This is a genomic window from Brevibacterium salitolerans, from assembly GCF_039531405.1.
In the GTDB taxonomy this organism is placed as follows: domain Bacteria; phylum Actinomycetota; class Actinomycetes; order Actinomycetales; family Brevibacteriaceae; genus Brevibacterium; species Brevibacterium salitolerans.
Window position 1 is genome coordinate 53,628 of record NZ_BAAAPZ010000011.1, and the last position, 16,578, is coordinate 70,205.

Genomic DNA, 16,578 nt, shown 5'->3' on the forward strand with positions numbered 1-16,578 from the left:
GCGTTTGGCTACTGACAAGCAGCTTTACCTGCACCGCGCGGAGCCCACATACATAGCACAGGGGGTACCGCGGTACCCCCTGAGGACCGATCCTCAGACCGTGAGTCAGACAGTCATCTGACGACGATGGAAGAGCAGTGCACCCGCGCCCATCAGCAGCAGCGACAGTGCAATACCCAGCTGCCCGAACATGTCCATACCCGTACGGGGCAGCTCGTTGCTCGCACCAGGCTTGGAGGTGTCCCCGGAGCCTCCGGACGGAACCTGAGCGCAGGAGTCCCGCTGCTCACCGTCACCGGAACCATCCGACTCACCCGGAACACAGGTCTCCGAGGCCTTCTCGCACGAACCCGGCTGCTCACCGTCACCGGAACCACCCGGCTCACCCGGAACACAGGTCTCAGGCGTCTCCGACGGCCCCTCCGAGGGGTTCTCCGAAGGCGTCTCAGAGGGCTCAGGCGTCTCCGAGGGGTTCTCCGAAGGCGTCTCGGAAGGCTCAGGCGTCTCCGAGGGGTTCTCCGAAGGCGTCTCAGAGGGCTCAGGCGTCTCCGAGGGGTTCTCCGAAGGCGTCTCAGAGGGCTCAGGCGTCTCCGAGGGGTTCTCCGAAGGCGTCTCGGAAGGCTCAGGCGTCTCCGAGGGGTTCTCCGAAGGCGTCTCGGAAGGCTCAGGCGTCTCCGAGGGGTTCTCCGAAGGCGTCTCGGAAGGCTCAGGCGTCTCCGACGGCCCCTCCGAGGGTTCCTCGGTCGCACGCGCGGTCCAGTGGAGGCGCGTGGAGGCACTCGCGATGCTGTCCGAGCTGTGCGCGATCATGAGGGACTGAATCCGCTTACTCGGGTTGGCGCTGGTAAGCAGGAGCCCTTCATACTGCAGGCCGGTCAGCTCGGCAGTCAAGACCGCATCACCATCCGGAGCGTCCTCGGGCACGTTGAGATAGATCTCCTCACCCGTCGGCACATGGGCCGCGTCGATGAGGGTGCCATCGGCAGTCACCAGGTCGAAATCCGAGGAATTGGTCAGAGTCACATGACCCTCGGAAGCTTCGATGAGGACGGGTCCGATCTTCTCACCGGCCGCCCCTTCCTGCTCCTCCGGCGTCACCGTCAACACAGGACGGACAGCCTCCGGCAAGCCTGTATTCGCTTCACCAATCAGATAATCGATGACGCTCTGCACGCGCTGTGCACGCTCGGAGGTAGTGTCCAGACTGCCGCGTCGGCCGAGGAGCCCCTGGTACTCGAAGTGCGCCGGCGCCGGCGCCGCATCGGTAAGCGTCCAGATTGCCGTCTGTGTTGCAGTGATCGCCTCACGCTGCGTCAGGCCGGTCACGCCCGCAGCCGCCCCCTGAGTCTCGAGGGAGCGACGCGGGTACGAGTGAGCGATGATCCAGGCGACTCTTTCGCGCACGGACTGGTCGAGAGCGAAGTTGTTGTCACCGGGGAAAGAGTCCCAGCCTCCCACCTGCATACCATCACGGTATCCAGCCGGCACCTCGACCTCGATGCAGTACGCCAGCTGATCAGGCGTATCGCCAGGAGCCGTGTAGAGCCCAAACAACTGCGGGTAGGCGAGCGCGTCACCCCACACGATCTCGTGTCCCTGCACGGACTCGTCGACCGAGCCAAGGCGCGGATAACCCTCAGGGTAGGCCACAGCGTGCGCGTATGACGCACTTCCAAGCAACATTGCGATAAGCGCAACGAACGCAATCACTATTCGTCGACATCGACTCTTATTCATATTTTTCACAGTTGCAGACTGTTACCATTCCTCGACACTTTGGGATTCCAATAACTTTCACAGGTGACTCTGATATAGGCGCTCGCATATCGGAGGACATCAGCATCCACTCCGCCAACCCCTCCGCATCACCGCAGCCCGCTTCTCTTTTAGGATGCCAGGTCCACGCAAACCCCGACCCATCGAAGCCAGCAGTCACGACCCCACCCCCGACGGCCGCCCCGAAGTTCTGCGTTCAGCGCAGGCGAGCCGTGATCCAGTTAACGACCAGCCATATAACGGCAAGCACGAACGTCTGCCAGGCCAGGTAGACACTCAGCATCGACTGCGCTCCACCCACAATCACACTCGCAAGGAACGCGATGAGGCTCCCGAGGAGCGCAATGTCGCCTGTCAGGGCCGAGGCGCGCCTGCCGATCTCGCGATCACGCTCATCGGCAGGTTCGAAGAAGGTCACCCGCAGCACGTCGCCGGCGCCGGAGGCCCGGATGGCGACCGCCACCACGTACTGGGCAGCGCCCGTGACGATGAGGAGCCAGCTCAGCGGCCAGTCCGTGGTGAGCAGCAGGACGACGCCCACCGTCACGAACAGCATCGAAGTGAACAGGTTGTAGCCGGAGACGCGCAGCGCCCGCAGCGTCCGGCGCAGGCGCCCGTCATCCGTCGACATCGAAGACCTCCTCGACCGTGCTCCCGAAGAACCGCGCCAGATGCACCGCCAGTTTGAGCGAGGGGTCGTAGCGCCCCTTCTCCAGGGAGTTGATCGTCTGCCTGGAGACTCCCACCTGCTCTGCGAGCCCCTGCTGGGAGAGCCCGCTCTCCATGCGCAGCTCGCGAATCCTGCTGTCCACCTGGAAAGCATACTTGACAACGCGCAGGACGGTAAAGCACCCTTGACATGTCAAACACGCTTTCCACCTCAGGAGATCACGATGGATCAGCTCCTCGGCTTCGCAGAGTCCTTCCCACCCGCCCTGCAGTGGCTGGCGATCATGCTCGTGAGCGCGATCCCGTTCGTCGAGTCCTACTTCGGCACGTTCCTGGGGATCCTCGCCGGGGTGCCCGCTCCCCTGGCGCTCATCGCCGCGATCGTGGGCAATGCGGCCTGCATGCTCGTCCTCGTCCTCCTCGCGGACGCCGGGCGGAGGAAGACGCTCGCTCTACGGCGTGCACGCCGGGAGACCGCCTCGGCCGGTGCAGCAGCGCCTGCCGGTGCAGCAGCTTCGGCCGAGGTCGCACGACAGACCGCGACAGGCACGACGCTGGAGGCGGACCCTGACACCGCGCCGGGAGCTGCGGCCGCGGGCACGCAGCCGGACGTCGAGGAGCTCTCGCCGCGGAGGCAGAAGTTCAAGCGCGCCTTCGACCGCTACGGCGTGGCCGGGGTGAGCCTCTTCGGCCAGGCGATCCTGCCCAGCCAGATCACGTCCGCGATGATGGTGGGGTTCGGTGCCAGCCGCAATGCCGTCATCCTCTGGCAGATCGTGGGCATCACCCTCTGGGCGGGCCTGTTCGGCCTGCTCGCACTGGGCGGCGTGAACCTGTTGGGCGGCTGAACGGTCCCCCATACGTGCGCGAGAGCTCGGGTGCGCCGTGCAATCACGCGGCGCATCCGAGCTTTCGCGCACGTGCAGCCCGCAACCTCAGCCCCGCAGCTCCGCGAGGATGCCGGCGGTGCCGGAGAGACCCAGCCGGGAGGCGCCGGCGTCCAGCATCTCCTGCGCCGCGGCGAGGGAGCGGATTCCGCCCGAGGCCTTCACACCCAGGCGGTCGCCCACCGTCTCGCGCATGAGGCGCACCGCCGCGGCGCTGGCGCCCCCGGAGGGGTGGAAGCCCGTCGAGGTCTTCACATAGTGCGCACCCGCGGCCTCACAGCGCCGGCAGGTCTCGACGATCTCGGCATCCGTGAGCACGGCGGACTCGATGATCACCTTCACGATCGCCGCACCCCGCGTCGCCGCCTCCGGGTCGCCTCCGGCCTCGGGCAGACCGGCGACCTTGGCCGCGGCCGCCACGGAGTCCACCACGGCCCGCACATCCGCCTCCACGGCGTCCCAGTCGCCGTCCTTGACCACGCCCACGTTCACCACCATGTCCACCTCGCGGGCACCGTCGGCCACCGCGCGGGCGGCCTCGGCGGCCTTGATCTCGCTCTTGACCGCCCCGGAGGGGAACCCGCAGACCGTGGCCACCACGAGGTCCCCCGTCTCCGCCACGGGCAGCGCCGAGGGCGAGACGCAGATCGCGAGGACGCCCAGCTCCCTGGCCGAGGCGACGTGCGCGGCGAAGTCCGCGGCGGACGACTCCGGCTTGAGGAGGGTGTGGTCGACGCGGGCGGCGAGCTCTGCGGAGGTGACGGTCATGTGCGGTTCCTGTCGGTAGGGGTGGATGTGGGGGAACCGCTCCGCACGGTGCAGGCCCGTGCCGGGCTGCGGCCGTGCGGAGCGGCGGGGGCTCAGCTCACGCGATCGAGGATCACGGTGCCGCGCCCGGAGGGGCCGAGGCCGTCGTAGGTGACGGAGCCCTCGAGGATCTCCAGCGCACGGGGGAACCGCTCCGGCTCGTCCGTGTACAGGGTGAGGAGCGGTTCGCCGGTCTCGATGGCATCGCCCACCTGCTTGTGGATGACGATGCCGGCGCCCGCCTGCACCGGATCCTCCTTGCGGGAGCGTCCCGCTCCCAGCCGCCAGGAGGCGATGCCCACGCAGAGCGCGTCCATCTCGCGGATCACGCCGGAGCGCTCGGCGCGGACGACGTGCTTCTCCCGCGCGACCGGGAGCTTGGCCTCGGGATCCCCGCCCTGCGCCCTGATCATCCGCCGCCAGGCGTCCATCGCGCGGCCGTCCTTGAGCGCGGCGTGCACGTCGTGCCCGCCCTGTCCCGCGGCCTCGAGCATCTCCTGCGCGAGCGCGACGGTGAGCTCCACGACGTCGGAGGGACCGCCGCCTGCGAGCACCTCCACGGCCTCGCGGACCTCGAGGGCATTGCCCACCGTCCTGCCCAGGGGCGCGGACATGTCCGTGAGCAGCGCGGAGGTGCGCACGCCCGCGGAGCGGCCCAGGTCCACCATGACCTCGGCCAGGCGGCGCGCGTCCTCGCTGCGCTTCATGAAGGCGCCGGCGCCCACCTTGACGTCGAGGACGAGCGCCGAGGTGCCCTCCGCGATCTTCTTGGACATGATCGAGGACGCGATGAGCGGGATGCAGTCGACGGTGCCGGTGATGTCGCGCAGCGCATAGAGCTTCTTGTCCGCAGGGGCCAGGCCGGGGCCGGCGGCGCAGACCACGGCGCCCGGATCCTCGAGGCGCTCCATGAGCTGCTCCCGGCTGAGCGCGGCCTTCCAGCCGGGGATGGTCTCGAGCTTGTCCAGCGTGCCGCCGGTGTGGCCCAGGCCGCGCCCGGAGAGCTGCGGGACGGCCACGCCGAAGACGGACACCAGCGGTGCCAGCGGCAGGGTGATCTTGTCCCCCACCCCGCCCGTGGAGTGCTTGTCCGCCGTGGGTCTGCTGAGGCCGGAGAAGTCCAGTCTGTCGCCGGAGGCGATCATGGCCCGGGTCCAGGCTCGTATCTCCTCCATGTCCATGCCCCGGAGGAAGATCGCCATCGCGAGCGCGGACATCTGCTCGTCCGCCACCGCCCCGCGGGTATAGGCGTCGATCACCCAGTCGATCTGCTTCGTGGTGAGGGTCCTGCCGTCCCGCTTGGCCCGGATGACATCCACCGCGTCGAATCGTTCCACCCTGATCGCCTCCTTGCGTAGAAACGTTCCGCGATCACTGTGATCGTAACCCGGCCGGGGCATCACTGCAGGTGCGACGGCCCGAAGGCCTCGGGGAGCACCTCGGAGAGCGGCCGCACCCCCGAGGGCATGTCCAGCAGGAGGTCCGGCCCGCCGAACTCGAAGAGCAGCTGCCGGCACCGTCCGCAGGGCACGAGTACTACCCCGCTCCCGTCCACACAGGCGAAGCCGACGAGGCGCCCGCCGCCCGTGCGCGCGAGCTCGGAGACGAGCCCGCACTCCGCGCAGAGCCCCAGGCCGTAGGAGGCGTTCTCCACGTTGCAGCCGGTGACGATCCGCCCGTCGTCCGCGACCGCCGCAGCCCCCACCGGGTACCGGGAGTAGGGCACGTAGGCGTGGGCCATCGCCCTTCGCGCGTGCGCGCGCAGCTCCTCCCAGGTCGCCGAGGTGCCGGGCACGGTCCCCGCGCCGGCTGCGGCCTCCTGCCCGGCTGCGGCCTCGTGCCCGGCTGCGGCTTCGTGCCCGGCACCGGCCTCGGGCACGGCCTGCTCGCCGGGTCCGGCCTCCGTCCCGGGCCGCTCCCCCGTCATGGGCTTCCCCCTCCCCTGCTCGACCGGCATGTGCCCTCCCGTCACTGTGCGGAGTACGGCTTGCCGGCGGCGGCCGGCGGGCGGACCCTGCCCACGAAGCCGGCGACGGCGAAGATCGTGACGATGTAGGGCAGCATGAGCAGCAGGTCGCTGGGCACCGGGGTGCCCATGGTCGAGAGCGTGTTGCCCAGGTTGCGGGCGAAGCCGAACAGCAGCGCGGCGCAGACGGCGCCGACGGGGCTCCACTTGCCGAGGATCATGGCCGCCAGGGCGATGTAGCCCTGGCCCGCGGACATCTCCTTGCCGAACGCCAGACCGGAGCCGATGGTGAAGAAGGCACCGCCCAGGCCCGCGATGCCGCCGGCGATGAGCGTGTTGACCACGCGGGACCGGTTGACGTTGATGCCCACCGTGTCCGCGGCCTTGGGGTGCTCGCCGATGGCCCGGGTCCGCAGGCCCCAGCGCGAGTGGAAGAGGAGCACGTGGATGACGGCGACCGCGAGGTACATGAGGTACACGAGGATCGTCTGGTTGAAGAAGACAGGCCCCACCACGGGGATGTCCGCGAGCAGCGGGATGGGCAGCGAGGGCAGCGTCTGCCGGGCGTTCCAGGTCTCCGGGTTCGCGGTGAGCACGGTGGAGAACAGGAAGTTCGTCACACCCACCACCAGCACGTTGAGGACCACGCCGATGATGATCTGGTCGACCCAGTAGCGGATGGCGAAGAACGTGAGCAGGACCGCGACGAGCGCTCCGGCGATGGGGGCCGCGACGAGGCCCGCATAGGGGTTCTTGAGCGCGGAGGCGACCACCGCGGCGAGGAAGGCCCCCGCGAGCAGCTGACCCTCGATCGCGATGTTGACGATGCCGGAGCGCTCCCCGATGAGCCCGCCCATCGCGCCGAAGATCAGCGGCACGGACAGCGCCAGGGCGCCGGCGAGCAGCGGGGTCAGCGGGATGCGCCCGGTGTCCGCGCCGGCCCACGTGAGGAAGGCGAAGAGGAAGAGGACCCCGAAGACCACAGGGAACCAGAGACCCGGCTTCTCCCGCCGCGTCGCGAGCCATGCTGCGGCCGCGGCCATCATGAGGAGCACGATGCCCGCGCCCACGGAGGTCCCCCAGGCGGAGACCGTGAGGTCCGGGACGTGGAAGAAGTCGCGGCCGGAGGAGAAGGAGAAGACTGTCTGCTTGCCGCCGGTGCCGCTGAAGAGGCCGAAGCCCAGCAGGGTGACGAGGCCGAGGACGCCGTACACGACCGGGAACTTCCAGTCGACGGGGGCGCGGAGGTCCGTGTGGGACGCGGGGGCGGCCGGTCCCGCGGTCGTGGCGGTCATCGCGCTTCCTTTCCGGCGGGGACGGGGAGTCTGAACAGGCCGCGGACCAGCGGGGGCGCGGCGATGAGGAGGACGATCACGGACTGCACCACGAGCACGATGTCGATGGGCGTGCCCGTCTGCGCCTGCATGGTGTAGCCGCCGGCCTTGAACGCGCCGAACAGGAGGCCGGCGAGGAAGGTGCCCAGCGGGCGCGAGCGCCCCAGGAGCGCGACCGTGATGGCGTCGAAGCCCAGCGAACCGGCGATGCCGATCGTGAGCTTGTCCTCCGTGCCCAGCACCTGTGCCGCGCCCGCGAGGCCGGCCAGCGCCCCGGCCAGCGCCATGACGAGGAAGGTCACGCGTCCCACGGAGATGCCCGCGGTCCGCGCCGCATGGGGGTTCTCCCCCACCGCGCGGAACTCGAAGCCCAGGGTGGAGCGCTCGAGCAGCCACCACACGAAGACGGTCGCCGCGACCGCGAGCAGGAACCCCGCGTTGAGGCGGAACGGGTCCGGCAGCAGCGGGAACAGGGCCGCGGTGTCGTCCACGGACCGCGACTGCGGATTGGCGCTGCCGGAGCGCGTGAACCACTGCTGCTTGAGCAGATAGGCGATGAGGAACCCCGCGATGGAGTTGAGCATGATCGTGACGATCACCTCGTTGGCGCCGGTGCGGGCCTTGAGCGCACCGGCGATGCCGCCCCAGACCGCACCGCCGACCACGCCGCCGAGCAGCGCGACGAGCATGTGGATGCCCAGCGGCAGGGTGAGCCAGTAGCCGAGGAAGCCGGCGCAGACCGCACCGATGATGACCTGGCCCTGTCCGCCGATGTTGAAGAGGCCGGAGCGGAAGCCCAGTGCGATCCCGAGGCCGGCGAGGATGAGCGGCGTCGCCGCGACGAGGGACTCCGTCAGCGGGCGGACGGAGCGGACGAAGCTGGTCGCCTGCCAGTCGAACACGGCACCGCGGAAGAGCGCGAGGTACGCCTCAGTCACCACGTTCCACGTCGCGACGAAGAAGTCCGAGGGCCGGGCGAACAGGTAGCCGAGCGTGTCCTGGACGGCCGGGTTGGACGCCGCGATGAGCACGGCGCCCACGAGCAGGCCCACCACGATCGAAAGCAGCGAGACCATCCAGGAGCCGGAGAGGAGGTCGCGCAGGACGCCGGGCCGCGGCTCGCCGCGGCGCGCCGGCTGGCGGCCTCCGGTGCCGGGATCGCCGGTGCCGGAAGTCGCCCCGGACCCTGACGGGACCGGCGCCGGGGATGCGGTCTTCTCACTCATGCGGGGTCCTCCTCGGCCGCGGAGATCTCTGTGGCGTCCTCGCCGCTCGCCACGCGGGCGAGCGCCTCGTCCTCGGGCACCCCGGCCATCATGAGGCCGAGCACGTCACGCGGTGTGGTGGGCGGGACGATGCCCATGAGCCGCCCCTTGTACATCACCGCGATCCGGTCCGCGAGGTTGTAGACCTCGTCGAGCTCCGTGGAGACGATGAGGCAGGGCGTGCCGGAGTCGCGTTCGGCGATGATGCGCTTGTGGACGAACTCGATGGAGCCCACGTCCACACCGCGGGTGGGCTGGCTGGCGACGAGCAGCCGCAGCGGCCGGCCCAGCTCGCGGGCGAGCACGACCTTCTGCTGGTTGCCGCCGGAGAGGGTGGAGATGGGATGGTCGATGGAGCTGAGCCGGATGTCGAACTCCTCGACCTTCTTCTCCCCCTCGGCACGGATCGTGGCGGGCTGCAGCGAGAGGCCCGAGGCGTACGGCTCCGTGTCGTAGAGGTCGAGGATCATGTTCTCGCGGATGGAGAAGCCGCCGATCACCCCGTCGGTGGAGCGGTCCTCCGGCACGAAGCCGATCCCGGCGCGCAGGCGCTCCTTCACGCTGCGGTGGGCGAGGTCCTCCCCATCGAGGACGATCGTGCCCGTGCGCGGCTCCACGAGCCCCAGGATCGCCTCGGCGAGCTCCGACTGGCCGTTGCCGTCGACGCCTGCGACGGCGAGCACCTCGCCCCGGCGCACCGAGAGGCTCACGTCGTCGAGCAGCAGGTTCTCCCCGCTGCCCACGACGGTGAGGCCCTCCACGGCGAACGTCTCCTCGCCCGGCTCGGACGCCTGCTTGTCCGTGGTCAGGTGCACCTCGCGGCCCACCATGAGGCCGGCGAGCTCGGACTCCGTGGACTCCGGCACCGCCGTGCCCACGACCCTGCCGCGCCGGATGACGGTGATCTGGTCCGCGATCGCCTTGACCTCGCGCAGCTTGTGCGTGATGAAGACGATCGAGGTGCCGCGCTCCTTGAGCTGGCGCATGATGCCGATGAGCTCGTCCGTCTCCTGTGGGGTGAGCACGGCGGTGGGCTCGTCGAGGATGAGGACCTCCGCGTCACGGGAGAGCGCCTTGATGATCTCGACGCGCTGCTGGGCGCCCACCGGCAGATCCTCGATGACCGCGTCCGGGTCGATGTGGAATCCGAACCGCGCGGAGATCTCCTGGACCCGTCGCCGGGCCTCGCGCAGATCCAGCATGCCCGCGCCGCGGGTGGGCTCGTAGCCCAGCGCCACGGACTCCGCGACGGTGAAGACGGGGACGAGCATGAAGTGCTGGTGCACCATGCCGATACCGGCGGCCACGGCATCGCCGGGACCGGAGAAGCGCTGGGCGGTCCCGTCGATGAGGATCTCGCCCTCCTCCGGCGCGTAGAGGCCGTAGAGGACGTTCATGAGCGTGGACTTGCCCGCGCCGTTCTCCCCCAGGAGGGCATGGATCTCTCCGGGTTGGACGACGAGGTCGATCGAGTCGTTGGCGGTGAACGAACCGAAGCGCTTGGTGATACCGCTGAGTTCGAGTTTCACAGGCGGGTGCTCCCGTTGACGGAGGGGGTGTGAGATGCGCAGGTCCCGGAGACCGGCGTCTTCCGGGCGAAAGCCTATAGGAAGGATCCGGGTCTCCGGGACCTGCGCAGAGTCTGACGATCAGGGGGTGGAGGGGCTCTCGACGACGATGTCGCCGGCGATGATCTGCTCCTTCAGCTCCTGGACCTTCTCATCGAGCTCCGCGGGGACCTCGTCCTCGAAGTCGTGGTAGGGAGCCAGGTCCACGCCGCCGTTCTCCAGCGTGCCCACGTACGGGTCCGCGGAGAAGTTGCCCTCGACGTCCTGGGCGATGGTGTCCTTGACGGCGGTGGCGATCTCCTTCTGCACCGTGGTGAGGATGATGTCGCCGTACTCCGTGGACTCGTAGCCGTCCTGGTCGACCCAGACGATCTTCGTGTCTCCGGCGGCCTTGGCGGCCGAGGCGGCGCCGAGGCCCACCGGACCGGCGACCGGCATGATGATGTCCGCGCCCTGGGAGATGAACTGCTCCGTGAGCGCCTGTCCCTGGCTCTGGTTGTCGAAGTCGCCGGAGAAGGAGCCCGACTGGTCCTCCTTGTCCCAGCCGAGGAGCTTGACCTCGTCGTCGCCGTTGTCCTCGTTGTACTTCGCCACGCCGTCCGCGAAGCCGTCCATGAAGATCGTGACGGAGGGGATCTGGATGCCGCCGAAGGTGGCGACCGTGCCGGACTCCGACATCCCCGCCGCCAGGTAGCCGGCCAGGTAGGCGGCCTCGGCGGTGTTGAAGATGATGGGCTTGCCGTTGTCGAGCTCCACGGGGTTGGAGTCCTCGTCCGTGAAGGTCGCGTCGACGAGGCCGAAGTGGAGGTCCGAGTTGGCCTCCGCCGCCTCGTGCACCGCGCCCTCGAGGAGGAAGCCGACGCCCAGGGTGATGTTGCAGCCCTGGGAGATCATGTTGTCCACGTTGGGGCCGAAGTCCGAGTCCGCGTTGGACTCCGCCTCCGCGGACTCGATGCCGAGCTCCTCGACGGCCATGTCGAGGCCCTCCTTCGCGGACTGGTTGAAGGACTTGTCGTCCCATCCGCCCGCGTCGGAGACGATGCATGCCTTGTAGTCGGCGTTGTCGCCACCGCCTCCGCCTGCGGAGCCGCTCTCCTCCGGGGCCTCCCCGCACGCGCTGAGCACGAGGGCGCTGGAGGCGATGATCGCCGCAGCTGATGCGAGATGCTGACGCTTCACTTCTAACTCTCTCTCCACGATCACGAGAGTCCGCTCCGGGGAGACGGTGACTCACGGGCGCGCGCTCACGCGCAGGCTCGTGTGACGCACCGCGGCGCCGGAAGGGGCTCGCTGGTATCAGCTCACCGGGACCTGTGCACTCCCTGAGAGTCGCCCGTCAAGCCGAAGATCTATTCTCCACGGTCGGGGATCGAACTCTCGGAGAACTGACACTTTTTCAACCAATCGAAACCCAATCGTTGTGAACTACACTGGTCCCCATGCTTCCTGAACCACTGAAGGACCTGCTCCCACAGGCATCCACCGACCCGAGCCAGCCTGCGAGCCACCGGGCGAAGGTGTACGACCTCATCCACACCAACCTCACGCAGGCGATGGCCTCGCGCACCTTCACCGCGCAGTTCGCCCACACGCACGGGCTCAACCTCATCGACTTCCACGTCCTCCAGGTCGTGGTGTTCGTCGACGACGAGGAGGGCACGGCGACGCCCGGCTACATCGCGCGCCAGCTCTCGCTGTCCGCCTCGACGCTCACCTCCATCCTCGAGCGCCTAGTGCGCGCGGACTACCTCCTGCGCGAGCGCGACTCCGCGGACCGCCGCCGCATCTCCATCTACGCGACGGACAAGACGATGGAGCTGCTGGCCTCCTTCTACTCGCACATCGCGGACGAGTACGAGTCCCTGTTCCCCGCCCAGGGCGACGAGCAGCTGGCCGGCTACACGGAGCTGCTCTCCACGCTCACAGAGGCCAACGGCGCGGTGGCGCTGGCCTTCGAGCGCAACGGCGAGAACCTCCGCAGCGCCACCCAGGGCCGCGCGCTCCAGGCGGAGCAGAGCGGTTCCGCAGGAAGCACGTCCGGCAGCGTCGCGAGCTGACAGAAGCGTGATGCCGCAGGGCCGCTGAGGCCGCGGCCTCCGGCCGCAGGGCCCCGCACAGGGAGATCTGTGCGGGGCCCTGCGCATGTCTGCGGCACCGCCCTCCGGCCGTCACCGTCCGGTGCGGAACAGGCCGTCGCGGAATAGGGCGTCGCGGCTCCCCGTTGCCCCGGACATGCGCCTCTCGCTGCTCGACCGCTCCCGCACCCGCGCGGGCCATCCGGACGGACAGGCCCTCCACGACACTCTCGCGCGCGCCCGCCGTGCCGAGGAGCTGGGCCTGCACCGCTTCTGGGTGGCCGAACACCATGCGGTGCCGGGGATCGCCTCGGGTGCGCCAGCCGTCCTGCTGGCCGCGCTGGGACAGGCGACGCAGCGGATCCGCCTGGGCTCCGGCGGGGTGATGCTGCCACAGCACCAGCCCCTCGTGGTCGCGGAGCAGTTCCGCATGCTCGAGGCCCTCCACCCGGGGCGCATCGACCTGGGAGCGGGCCGGTCTCTGGGCTTCACGGCCCCGGTGAGGCGGGCGCTGAGGCGCGAGGCGGCCTCGGCGGCGGACTTCGAGGCGGACCTCGCGGAACTGGGCGGCTACCTCACCGATGCGGGCGCGCTCACGGCGCGCCCCGTCACCGGCCCCATCCCCCTGCATGTGCTCGCGACCGGTGCGGGGATGGGGATCGCCGCACGGCTGGGTCTGCCCGTGGTGGTGGGCGGACCGATGGTGCTCAGCGACGACATGCCCGAGGCCCTGGCCGTTTATAGGCGGGAATTCCGCGCCGATTCCTCTCCTTTCTCGGACAGCGCACCCCGCGTGATCGTCTCTCTCGAGGTCTTCGTCGCGGAGACCGCGGACCGGGCGGAGGAGCTGGCCCTGCCCGAGGCCTGGGCCATGGCCCGCTCACGGGAGCTGGGGGCGTTCCCGCCCCTGGAACCGGCCTCGGCCATCCGTGCCCGGACGTGGCAGGACCGGACCCGCCGCCGGGTGGAGGAGCAGCGTGCGCTGGCGGTCTCCGGCACCCGGGCGACCGTGGCGACGCGCCTGCGCGACCTCGCCGCCGCGGCGCAGGCGGACGAGATCATGGCGACGACTTCCACCTACGACCGCGAGGACCTCGCGGAGCTGGACGAGGCCTTCGCCGGACTTGCGGAGGAGCTGGGGTGAGGGTGCTGAAACCGATCTGCGCTGTCGACGGCTGAAGAAACACCTCTGGACGGCTGCACAAGGAGATTCTGCGATGAGACGATGTCTGGAAGACGGACGTGGCGGCGGTACTCCCTCGCCACGAGCCGCACCCTGAGGAGCAATGACAATGGACCGTGACGAAGTTCCTCCCCGGCCTTCGATCCCTCCCTCGCACGTCACCTCGCGCAATGCGGTGAATGTGCTCCGGCTACTGCTCGAGGAGCACGGGTATGTCGTGGACGAGATCGCGGGTACCAGCGACTTCGGCGAGGACCTACACGTGTCCTTCGGTGAGGGGAATGCCCGTACCGGCTACGTCGTCGCCGTCCAGGTCAAGGGCGGAGTCTCATATCGCCGCGGGCAGGGCTACCAGGTCCCTGTCGAGAAACATGCCGCGAACTGGAGCGAGAGCAATATCCCGGTGGCCTGCGTCGTCCATGACCCCGAGAAGCGATCCCTCTTCTGGGCGAACGCGAGCAAACAGCTCCGGCACGCGAAGCTGACGATGCAGGAGATACAGGCGATCACCGTCCCCCACAGTTCGCCGCTGACCGCGGAGAGCCTGCCGGCATTCGTCGCGGAGATGCGAGGCTACATAGACGGGACACGAGACATAGCGAATGCGATCGAGGAGCTGACCGGCATCGCGGTCAGCCCCCGCGACTACATCGCCTATTCGCCCAACATCTACGGAGAGCGCATGGCCTTCATCCAGCGTTTCGGCACCGATCATGCTCTGCTCGTCCACGACGACCTCGAACCGCACCCGATCCCTATCACTCCGGATGACCTGCTCCTGCCAGGAACCGACCGACACCGCCAGCTGGTCCCTCACGAATTGCTGAAACGCACCCCGCTGCTGGGCGAGTACATCCTCAACCCGGACGAAGCGATGTGGCTCATCTCCTGCTTCGCCAACAGCCAATGGAATCGCACACGTCACTCCACGGACTCGGACAGCTCCAGCCAGGCCTCCTCGAGCGCGGCCAGCTCCTCGCGATAGCCGTTCTGCTCCTGTGTGAGCTTCGTCAGCCCCTCGAAGTCCGACTGGTCGTGCGCGGCCATCTTCGCCTGCACCTTCTCCACGCTCTGCTCCAGCTTGCCCATCTTCCGCTCCAGAGCGTTCAGCTCCTTCTGCGCCGCACGCAGCTGGGCGCCGGACAGCCCGGACCCCTCCCCCGCGGCCTCGGCCGTGCCCGCTGCACCCGAGGCGCCGTCCGCCGGACCTGAGGCACCCGCCGCCCGCACACCCACGGCCTTCGCATCCCGAGCCCCGGCCTCGGCGTCGTCCGCCGCACTCAGCCGCAGGTACTCGTCCACTCCTCCGGGCAGGTGCCGCAGATGCCGCGCACGCACCGCGAACTGGTCATCCGTCACCCGCTCCATGAAGTAGCGGTCGTGGGAGATGACCAACAGCGTGCCCGGCCAGGTGTCCAGCAGGTCCTCCATCGCGGCGAGCATGTCCGTGTCCATGTCGTTCGTCGGCTCGTCGAGGATGAGGACATTGGGCTCGTCCAGCAGCGTGAGGAGGAACTGCAGGCGGCGGCGCTGGCCGCCGGAGAGGTCCTTCACCCGGTTGGCGAGCACATCGCCCAGACCCAGCTTCTCCGCGAGCTGTCCGGGTGTGAGCTCGCCGCCGGCCGTCTGGTAGGCCGCCTTCTTCTGCCCCAGCAGGGTGCGGACGAAGTCGTCCATGACGGGCTCGAGGTCGCGCAGCTGCTGATCCAGCACGGCCACCTTCACGGTCTTGCCGCGCTTCACCCTGCCCCAGGTCGCGGTGACATCGCCCGTGAGCAGGCCCGCCAGCGTCGACTTGCCGGCGCCGTTGCGGCCCAGGATGCCCACGCGGTCGCCCGGGCCCAGGATCCAGGTGAGGTCCTCGAGGACCGTGGTGTCCTCCTCCGTCTCCTCCCGGCCCGGGAAGGACACGCTCACGTCCTCGAGTTCGAAGACGTCCTTGCCCAGCCGGGCGGTGGCCATCCCCACGAGCTCCGTGGTGTCACGCACCGGCGGCACGTCCGCGATGAGCGCGTTGGCCGCCTCGATGCGGAACTTGGGCTTGGAGGTGCGTGCGGGAGCCCCGCGGCGCAGCCAGGCGAGCTCCTTGCGCATGAGGTTCTGCCGCTTCGCCTCCGCCTGCTCCGCCTGCCGGCGGCGCTCCACACGCTGCAGGACGTAGGCGGCGTACCCGCCCTCGTACTGCTCCACCGTCCCGTCGTGGACCTCCCAGGTCTGCGTGGTGACCTCGTCGAGGAACCAGCGGTCGTGCGTGACGACCAGCAGCGCGCCCTGGCCTGCGGGCCAGCGGCGGTTCAGGTGCCGTGCCAGCCAGGCGATGCCCTCGACGTCGAGGTGGTTGGTGGGCTCGTCGAGGAACAGCACCTCGTGCTCGCCCGCGAGCAGCGCCGCCAGGGCAACGCGACGCCGCTGCCCGCCGGACAGCGAGGAGATGGGTGTCTCGAGGTCCAGATCGCCCAGCAGGCCGCTCATGACATCGCGGATCTTGGGATCCGCGGCCCACTCGTAGTCCGCGGCCTCTCCCACGACGGCCTCGCGGATCGTCGCCCCGGGTGCGAAGTCGTCGACCTGTTCCAGGTAGCCCGTGCGCACGTCACCGCGACGGGTGACGCGGCCGGAGTCCGGCTGCAGGACACCGGCGAGGATCTTCACGAGGGTGGACTTGCCGTCGCCGTTGCGTCCCACGATGCCGATCCGGTCACCGGCCTCCACTCCCAGCGTGACGCCCTCCAGCAGGGGCCGGTTGGGGTAGGCGAGGCTGATCTCCTGGGCGCCGAGCAGGTGCACGTGACTCCTTGGGTGTTGCGGGATGGTCTCAGATGCGGCTGCACCGTCCGGACGGGACTGCGCCGACGGATCACGCCGGGCGGTTCAGACAGAGGCCGCAGCATGAAAGACGGCGTGGACAAGCCTAACGCTCCGGGACTGCGGAGACATGCACACCGCTCTTCCGCAACCGCGATCGCTTCCGCCCTGCACAGAGCGTCTTCCCCCGCCGGAAGGCCCCGCAGGCCGCAGAGCGCTGAATTCGCCGATCGTGTTTCATGG

The 16,578-nt window shown here is 69.2% G+C and carries 15 protein-coding genes; 4 read left to right on the top strand and 11 right to left on the bottom strand.

The genetic code is table 11. The features are described 5' to 3' along the window. Nucleotides 1-105: 105 nt before the first annotated feature. The 3 genes from ABD240_RS12315 to ABD240_RS12325 form a co-directional block, all read right to left on the bottom strand. Nucleotides 106-1,650 (bottom strand): thioester domain-containing protein, encoded by a 1,545-nt coding sequence (locus ABD240_RS12315; protein WP_344337537.1) that lies wholly within the window; start codon nucleotides 1,648-1,650, stop codon nucleotides 106-108. Nucleotides 1,651-1,972: 322 nt separating this feature from the next. Beyond that, nucleotides 1,973-2,407 carry a hypothetical protein gene (locus tag ABD240_RS12320; RefSeq protein WP_291795063.1) on the bottom strand — a complete coding sequence of 145 codons (435 nt, stop codon included), beginning with the start codon at nucleotides 2,405-2,407 and terminating at the stop codon, nucleotides 1,973-1,975. After that, on the bottom strand, nucleotides 2,394-2,588 hold the full coding sequence (locus ABD240_RS12325) for a helix-turn-helix transcriptional regulator (protein ID WP_291795061.1): 195 nt from the start codon (nucleotides 2,586-2,588) through the stop codon (nucleotides 2,394-2,396). The genes ABD240_RS12320 and ABD240_RS12325 overlap by 14 nt, the downstream gene beginning before the upstream one ends. An 81-nt stretch (nucleotides 2,589-2,669) precedes the next feature. On the opposite strand from ABD240_RS12325, the gene ABD240_RS12330 reads away from it, so the two are divergent. Next, a complete protein-coding gene (locus tag ABD240_RS12330) occupies nucleotides 2,670-3,293 on the top strand; it encodes a hypothetical protein (RefSeq protein ID WP_291795059.1) in 624 nt (207 codons plus the stop codon). Between the two features lie 87 nt (nucleotides 3,294-3,380). Here ABD240_RS12330 and deoC read toward each other — a convergent pair whose 3' ends face one another. The 7 genes from deoC to ABD240_RS12365 form a co-directional block, all read right to left on the bottom strand. Further along, complete coding sequence (gene deoC, locus ABD240_RS12335) at nucleotides 3,381-4,100, bottom strand: 2-deoxyribose-5-phosphate aldolase (protein ID WP_344337540.1); 720 nt, start codon at nucleotides 4,098-4,100, stop codon at nucleotides 3,381-3,383. A 92-nt stretch (nucleotides 4,101-4,192) separates the two neighbouring features. Beyond that, nucleotides 4,193-5,482, bottom strand: a complete 1,290-nt coding sequence (locus ABD240_RS12340; protein ID WP_344337577.1) for a thymidine phosphorylase — start codon at nucleotides 5,480-5,482, stop codon at nucleotides 4,193-4,195. 56 nt (nucleotides 5,483-5,538) lie between these two features. Continuing rightward, complete coding sequence (locus ABD240_RS12345) at nucleotides 5,539-5,934, bottom strand: cytidine deaminase (RefSeq protein WP_291795095.1); 396 nt, start codon at nucleotides 5,932-5,934, stop codon at nucleotides 5,539-5,541. Between the two features lie 173 nt (nucleotides 5,935-6,107). Continuing rightward, nucleotides 6,108-7,400 (bottom strand): ABC transporter permease, encoded by a 1,293-nt coding sequence (locus ABD240_RS12350; RefSeq protein WP_344337542.1) that lies wholly within the window; start codon nucleotides 7,398-7,400, stop codon nucleotides 6,108-6,110. After that, nucleotides 7,397-8,665, bottom strand: coding sequence for an ABC transporter permease (locus ABD240_RS12355; protein ID WP_291792527.1), 1,269 nt, complete (start codon nucleotides 8,663-8,665; stop codon nucleotides 7,397-7,399). The genes ABD240_RS12350 and ABD240_RS12355 overlap by 4 nt, the downstream gene beginning before the upstream one ends. After that, entirely contained in the window at nucleotides 8,662-10,233 is a 1,572-nt protein-coding gene (locus tag ABD240_RS12360) for an ABC transporter ATP-binding protein (protein WP_291792524.1), read from the bottom strand. The genes ABD240_RS12355 and ABD240_RS12360 overlap by 4 nt, the downstream gene beginning before the upstream one ends. Nucleotides 10,234-10,353: 120 nt before the next feature. Beyond that, a complete protein-coding gene (locus tag ABD240_RS12365) occupies nucleotides 10,354-11,451 on the bottom strand; it encodes a BMP family lipoprotein (RefSeq protein WP_291792521.1) in 1,098 nt (365 codons plus the stop codon). A gap of 260 nt (nucleotides 11,452-11,711) precedes the next feature. Between ABD240_RS12365 and ABD240_RS12370 the strand changes: the two genes are divergently transcribed. From ABD240_RS12370 to ABD240_RS12380, 3 genes are all read left to right on the top strand, one after another. Beyond that, the gene (locus ABD240_RS12370; RefSeq protein WP_291792518.1) at nucleotides 11,712-12,329 is read left to right on the top strand and encodes a MarR family winged helix-turn-helix transcriptional regulator; all 618 of its coding nucleotides are present in this window, start codon (nucleotides 11,712-11,714) and stop codon (nucleotides 12,327-12,329) included. Between the two features lie 175 nt (nucleotides 12,330-12,504). Beyond that, nucleotides 12,505-13,491, top strand: coding sequence for an MsnO8 family LLM class oxidoreductase (locus ABD240_RS12375; RefSeq protein ID WP_344337546.1), 987 nt, complete (start codon nucleotides 12,505-12,507; stop codon nucleotides 13,489-13,491). A gap of 148 nt (nucleotides 13,492-13,639) precedes the next feature. Next, on the top strand, nucleotides 13,640-14,515 hold the full coding sequence (locus ABD240_RS12380; protein ID WP_291792512.1) for a DUF4365 domain-containing protein: 876 nt from the start codon (nucleotides 13,640-13,642) through the stop codon (nucleotides 14,513-14,515). Here the strand turns inward: ABD240_RS12380 and ABD240_RS12385 are convergent. After that, nucleotides 14,452-16,317 carry an ABC-F family ATP-binding cassette domain-containing protein gene (locus ABD240_RS12385; protein ID WP_344337548.1) on the bottom strand — a complete coding sequence of 622 codons (1,866 nt, stop codon included), beginning with the start codon at nucleotides 16,315-16,317 and terminating at the stop codon, nucleotides 14,452-14,454. The two genes, ABD240_RS12380 and ABD240_RS12385, sit on opposite strands and share 64 nt — an antisense overlap. Nucleotides 16,318-16,578: the final 261 nt, after the last annotated feature.

What these genes read in the sequence shown, in the direction of transcription:
- ABD240_RS12320 (WP_291795063.1), bottom strand. Translation starts at nt 2,407, where the DNA reads ATGTCGACGGATGACGGGCGCCTGCGCCGGACGCTGCGGGCGCTGCGC.
- ABD240_RS12380 (WP_291792512.1), top strand. Translation starts at nt 13,640, where the DNA reads ATGGACCGTGACGAAGTTCCTCCCCGGCCTTCGATCCCTCCCTCGCAC.
- ABD240_RS12370 (WP_291792518.1), top strand. Translation starts at nt 11,712, where the DNA reads ATGCTTCCTGAACCACTGAAGGACCTGCTCCCACAGGCATCCACCGAC.
- deoC (WP_344337540.1), bottom strand. Translation starts at nt 4,100, where the DNA reads ATGACCGTCACCTCCGCAGAGCTCGCCGCCCGCGTCGACCACACCCTC.
- ABD240_RS12330 (WP_291795059.1), top strand. Translation starts at nt 2,670, where the DNA reads ATGGATCAGCTCCTCGGCTTCGCAGAGTCCTTCCCACCCGCCCTGCAG.
- ABD240_RS12355 (WP_291792527.1), bottom strand. Translation starts at nt 8,665, where the DNA reads ATGAGTGAGAAGACCGCATCCCCGGCGCCGGTCCCGTCAGGGTCCGGG.
- ABD240_RS12350 (WP_344337542.1), bottom strand. Translation starts at nt 7,400, where the DNA reads ATGACCGCCACGACCGCGGGACCGGCCGCCCCCGCGTCCCACACGGAC.
- ABD240_RS12375 (WP_344337546.1), top strand. Translation starts at nt 12,505, where the DNA reads ATGCGCCTCTCGCTGCTCGACCGCTCCCGCACCCGCGCGGGCCATCCG.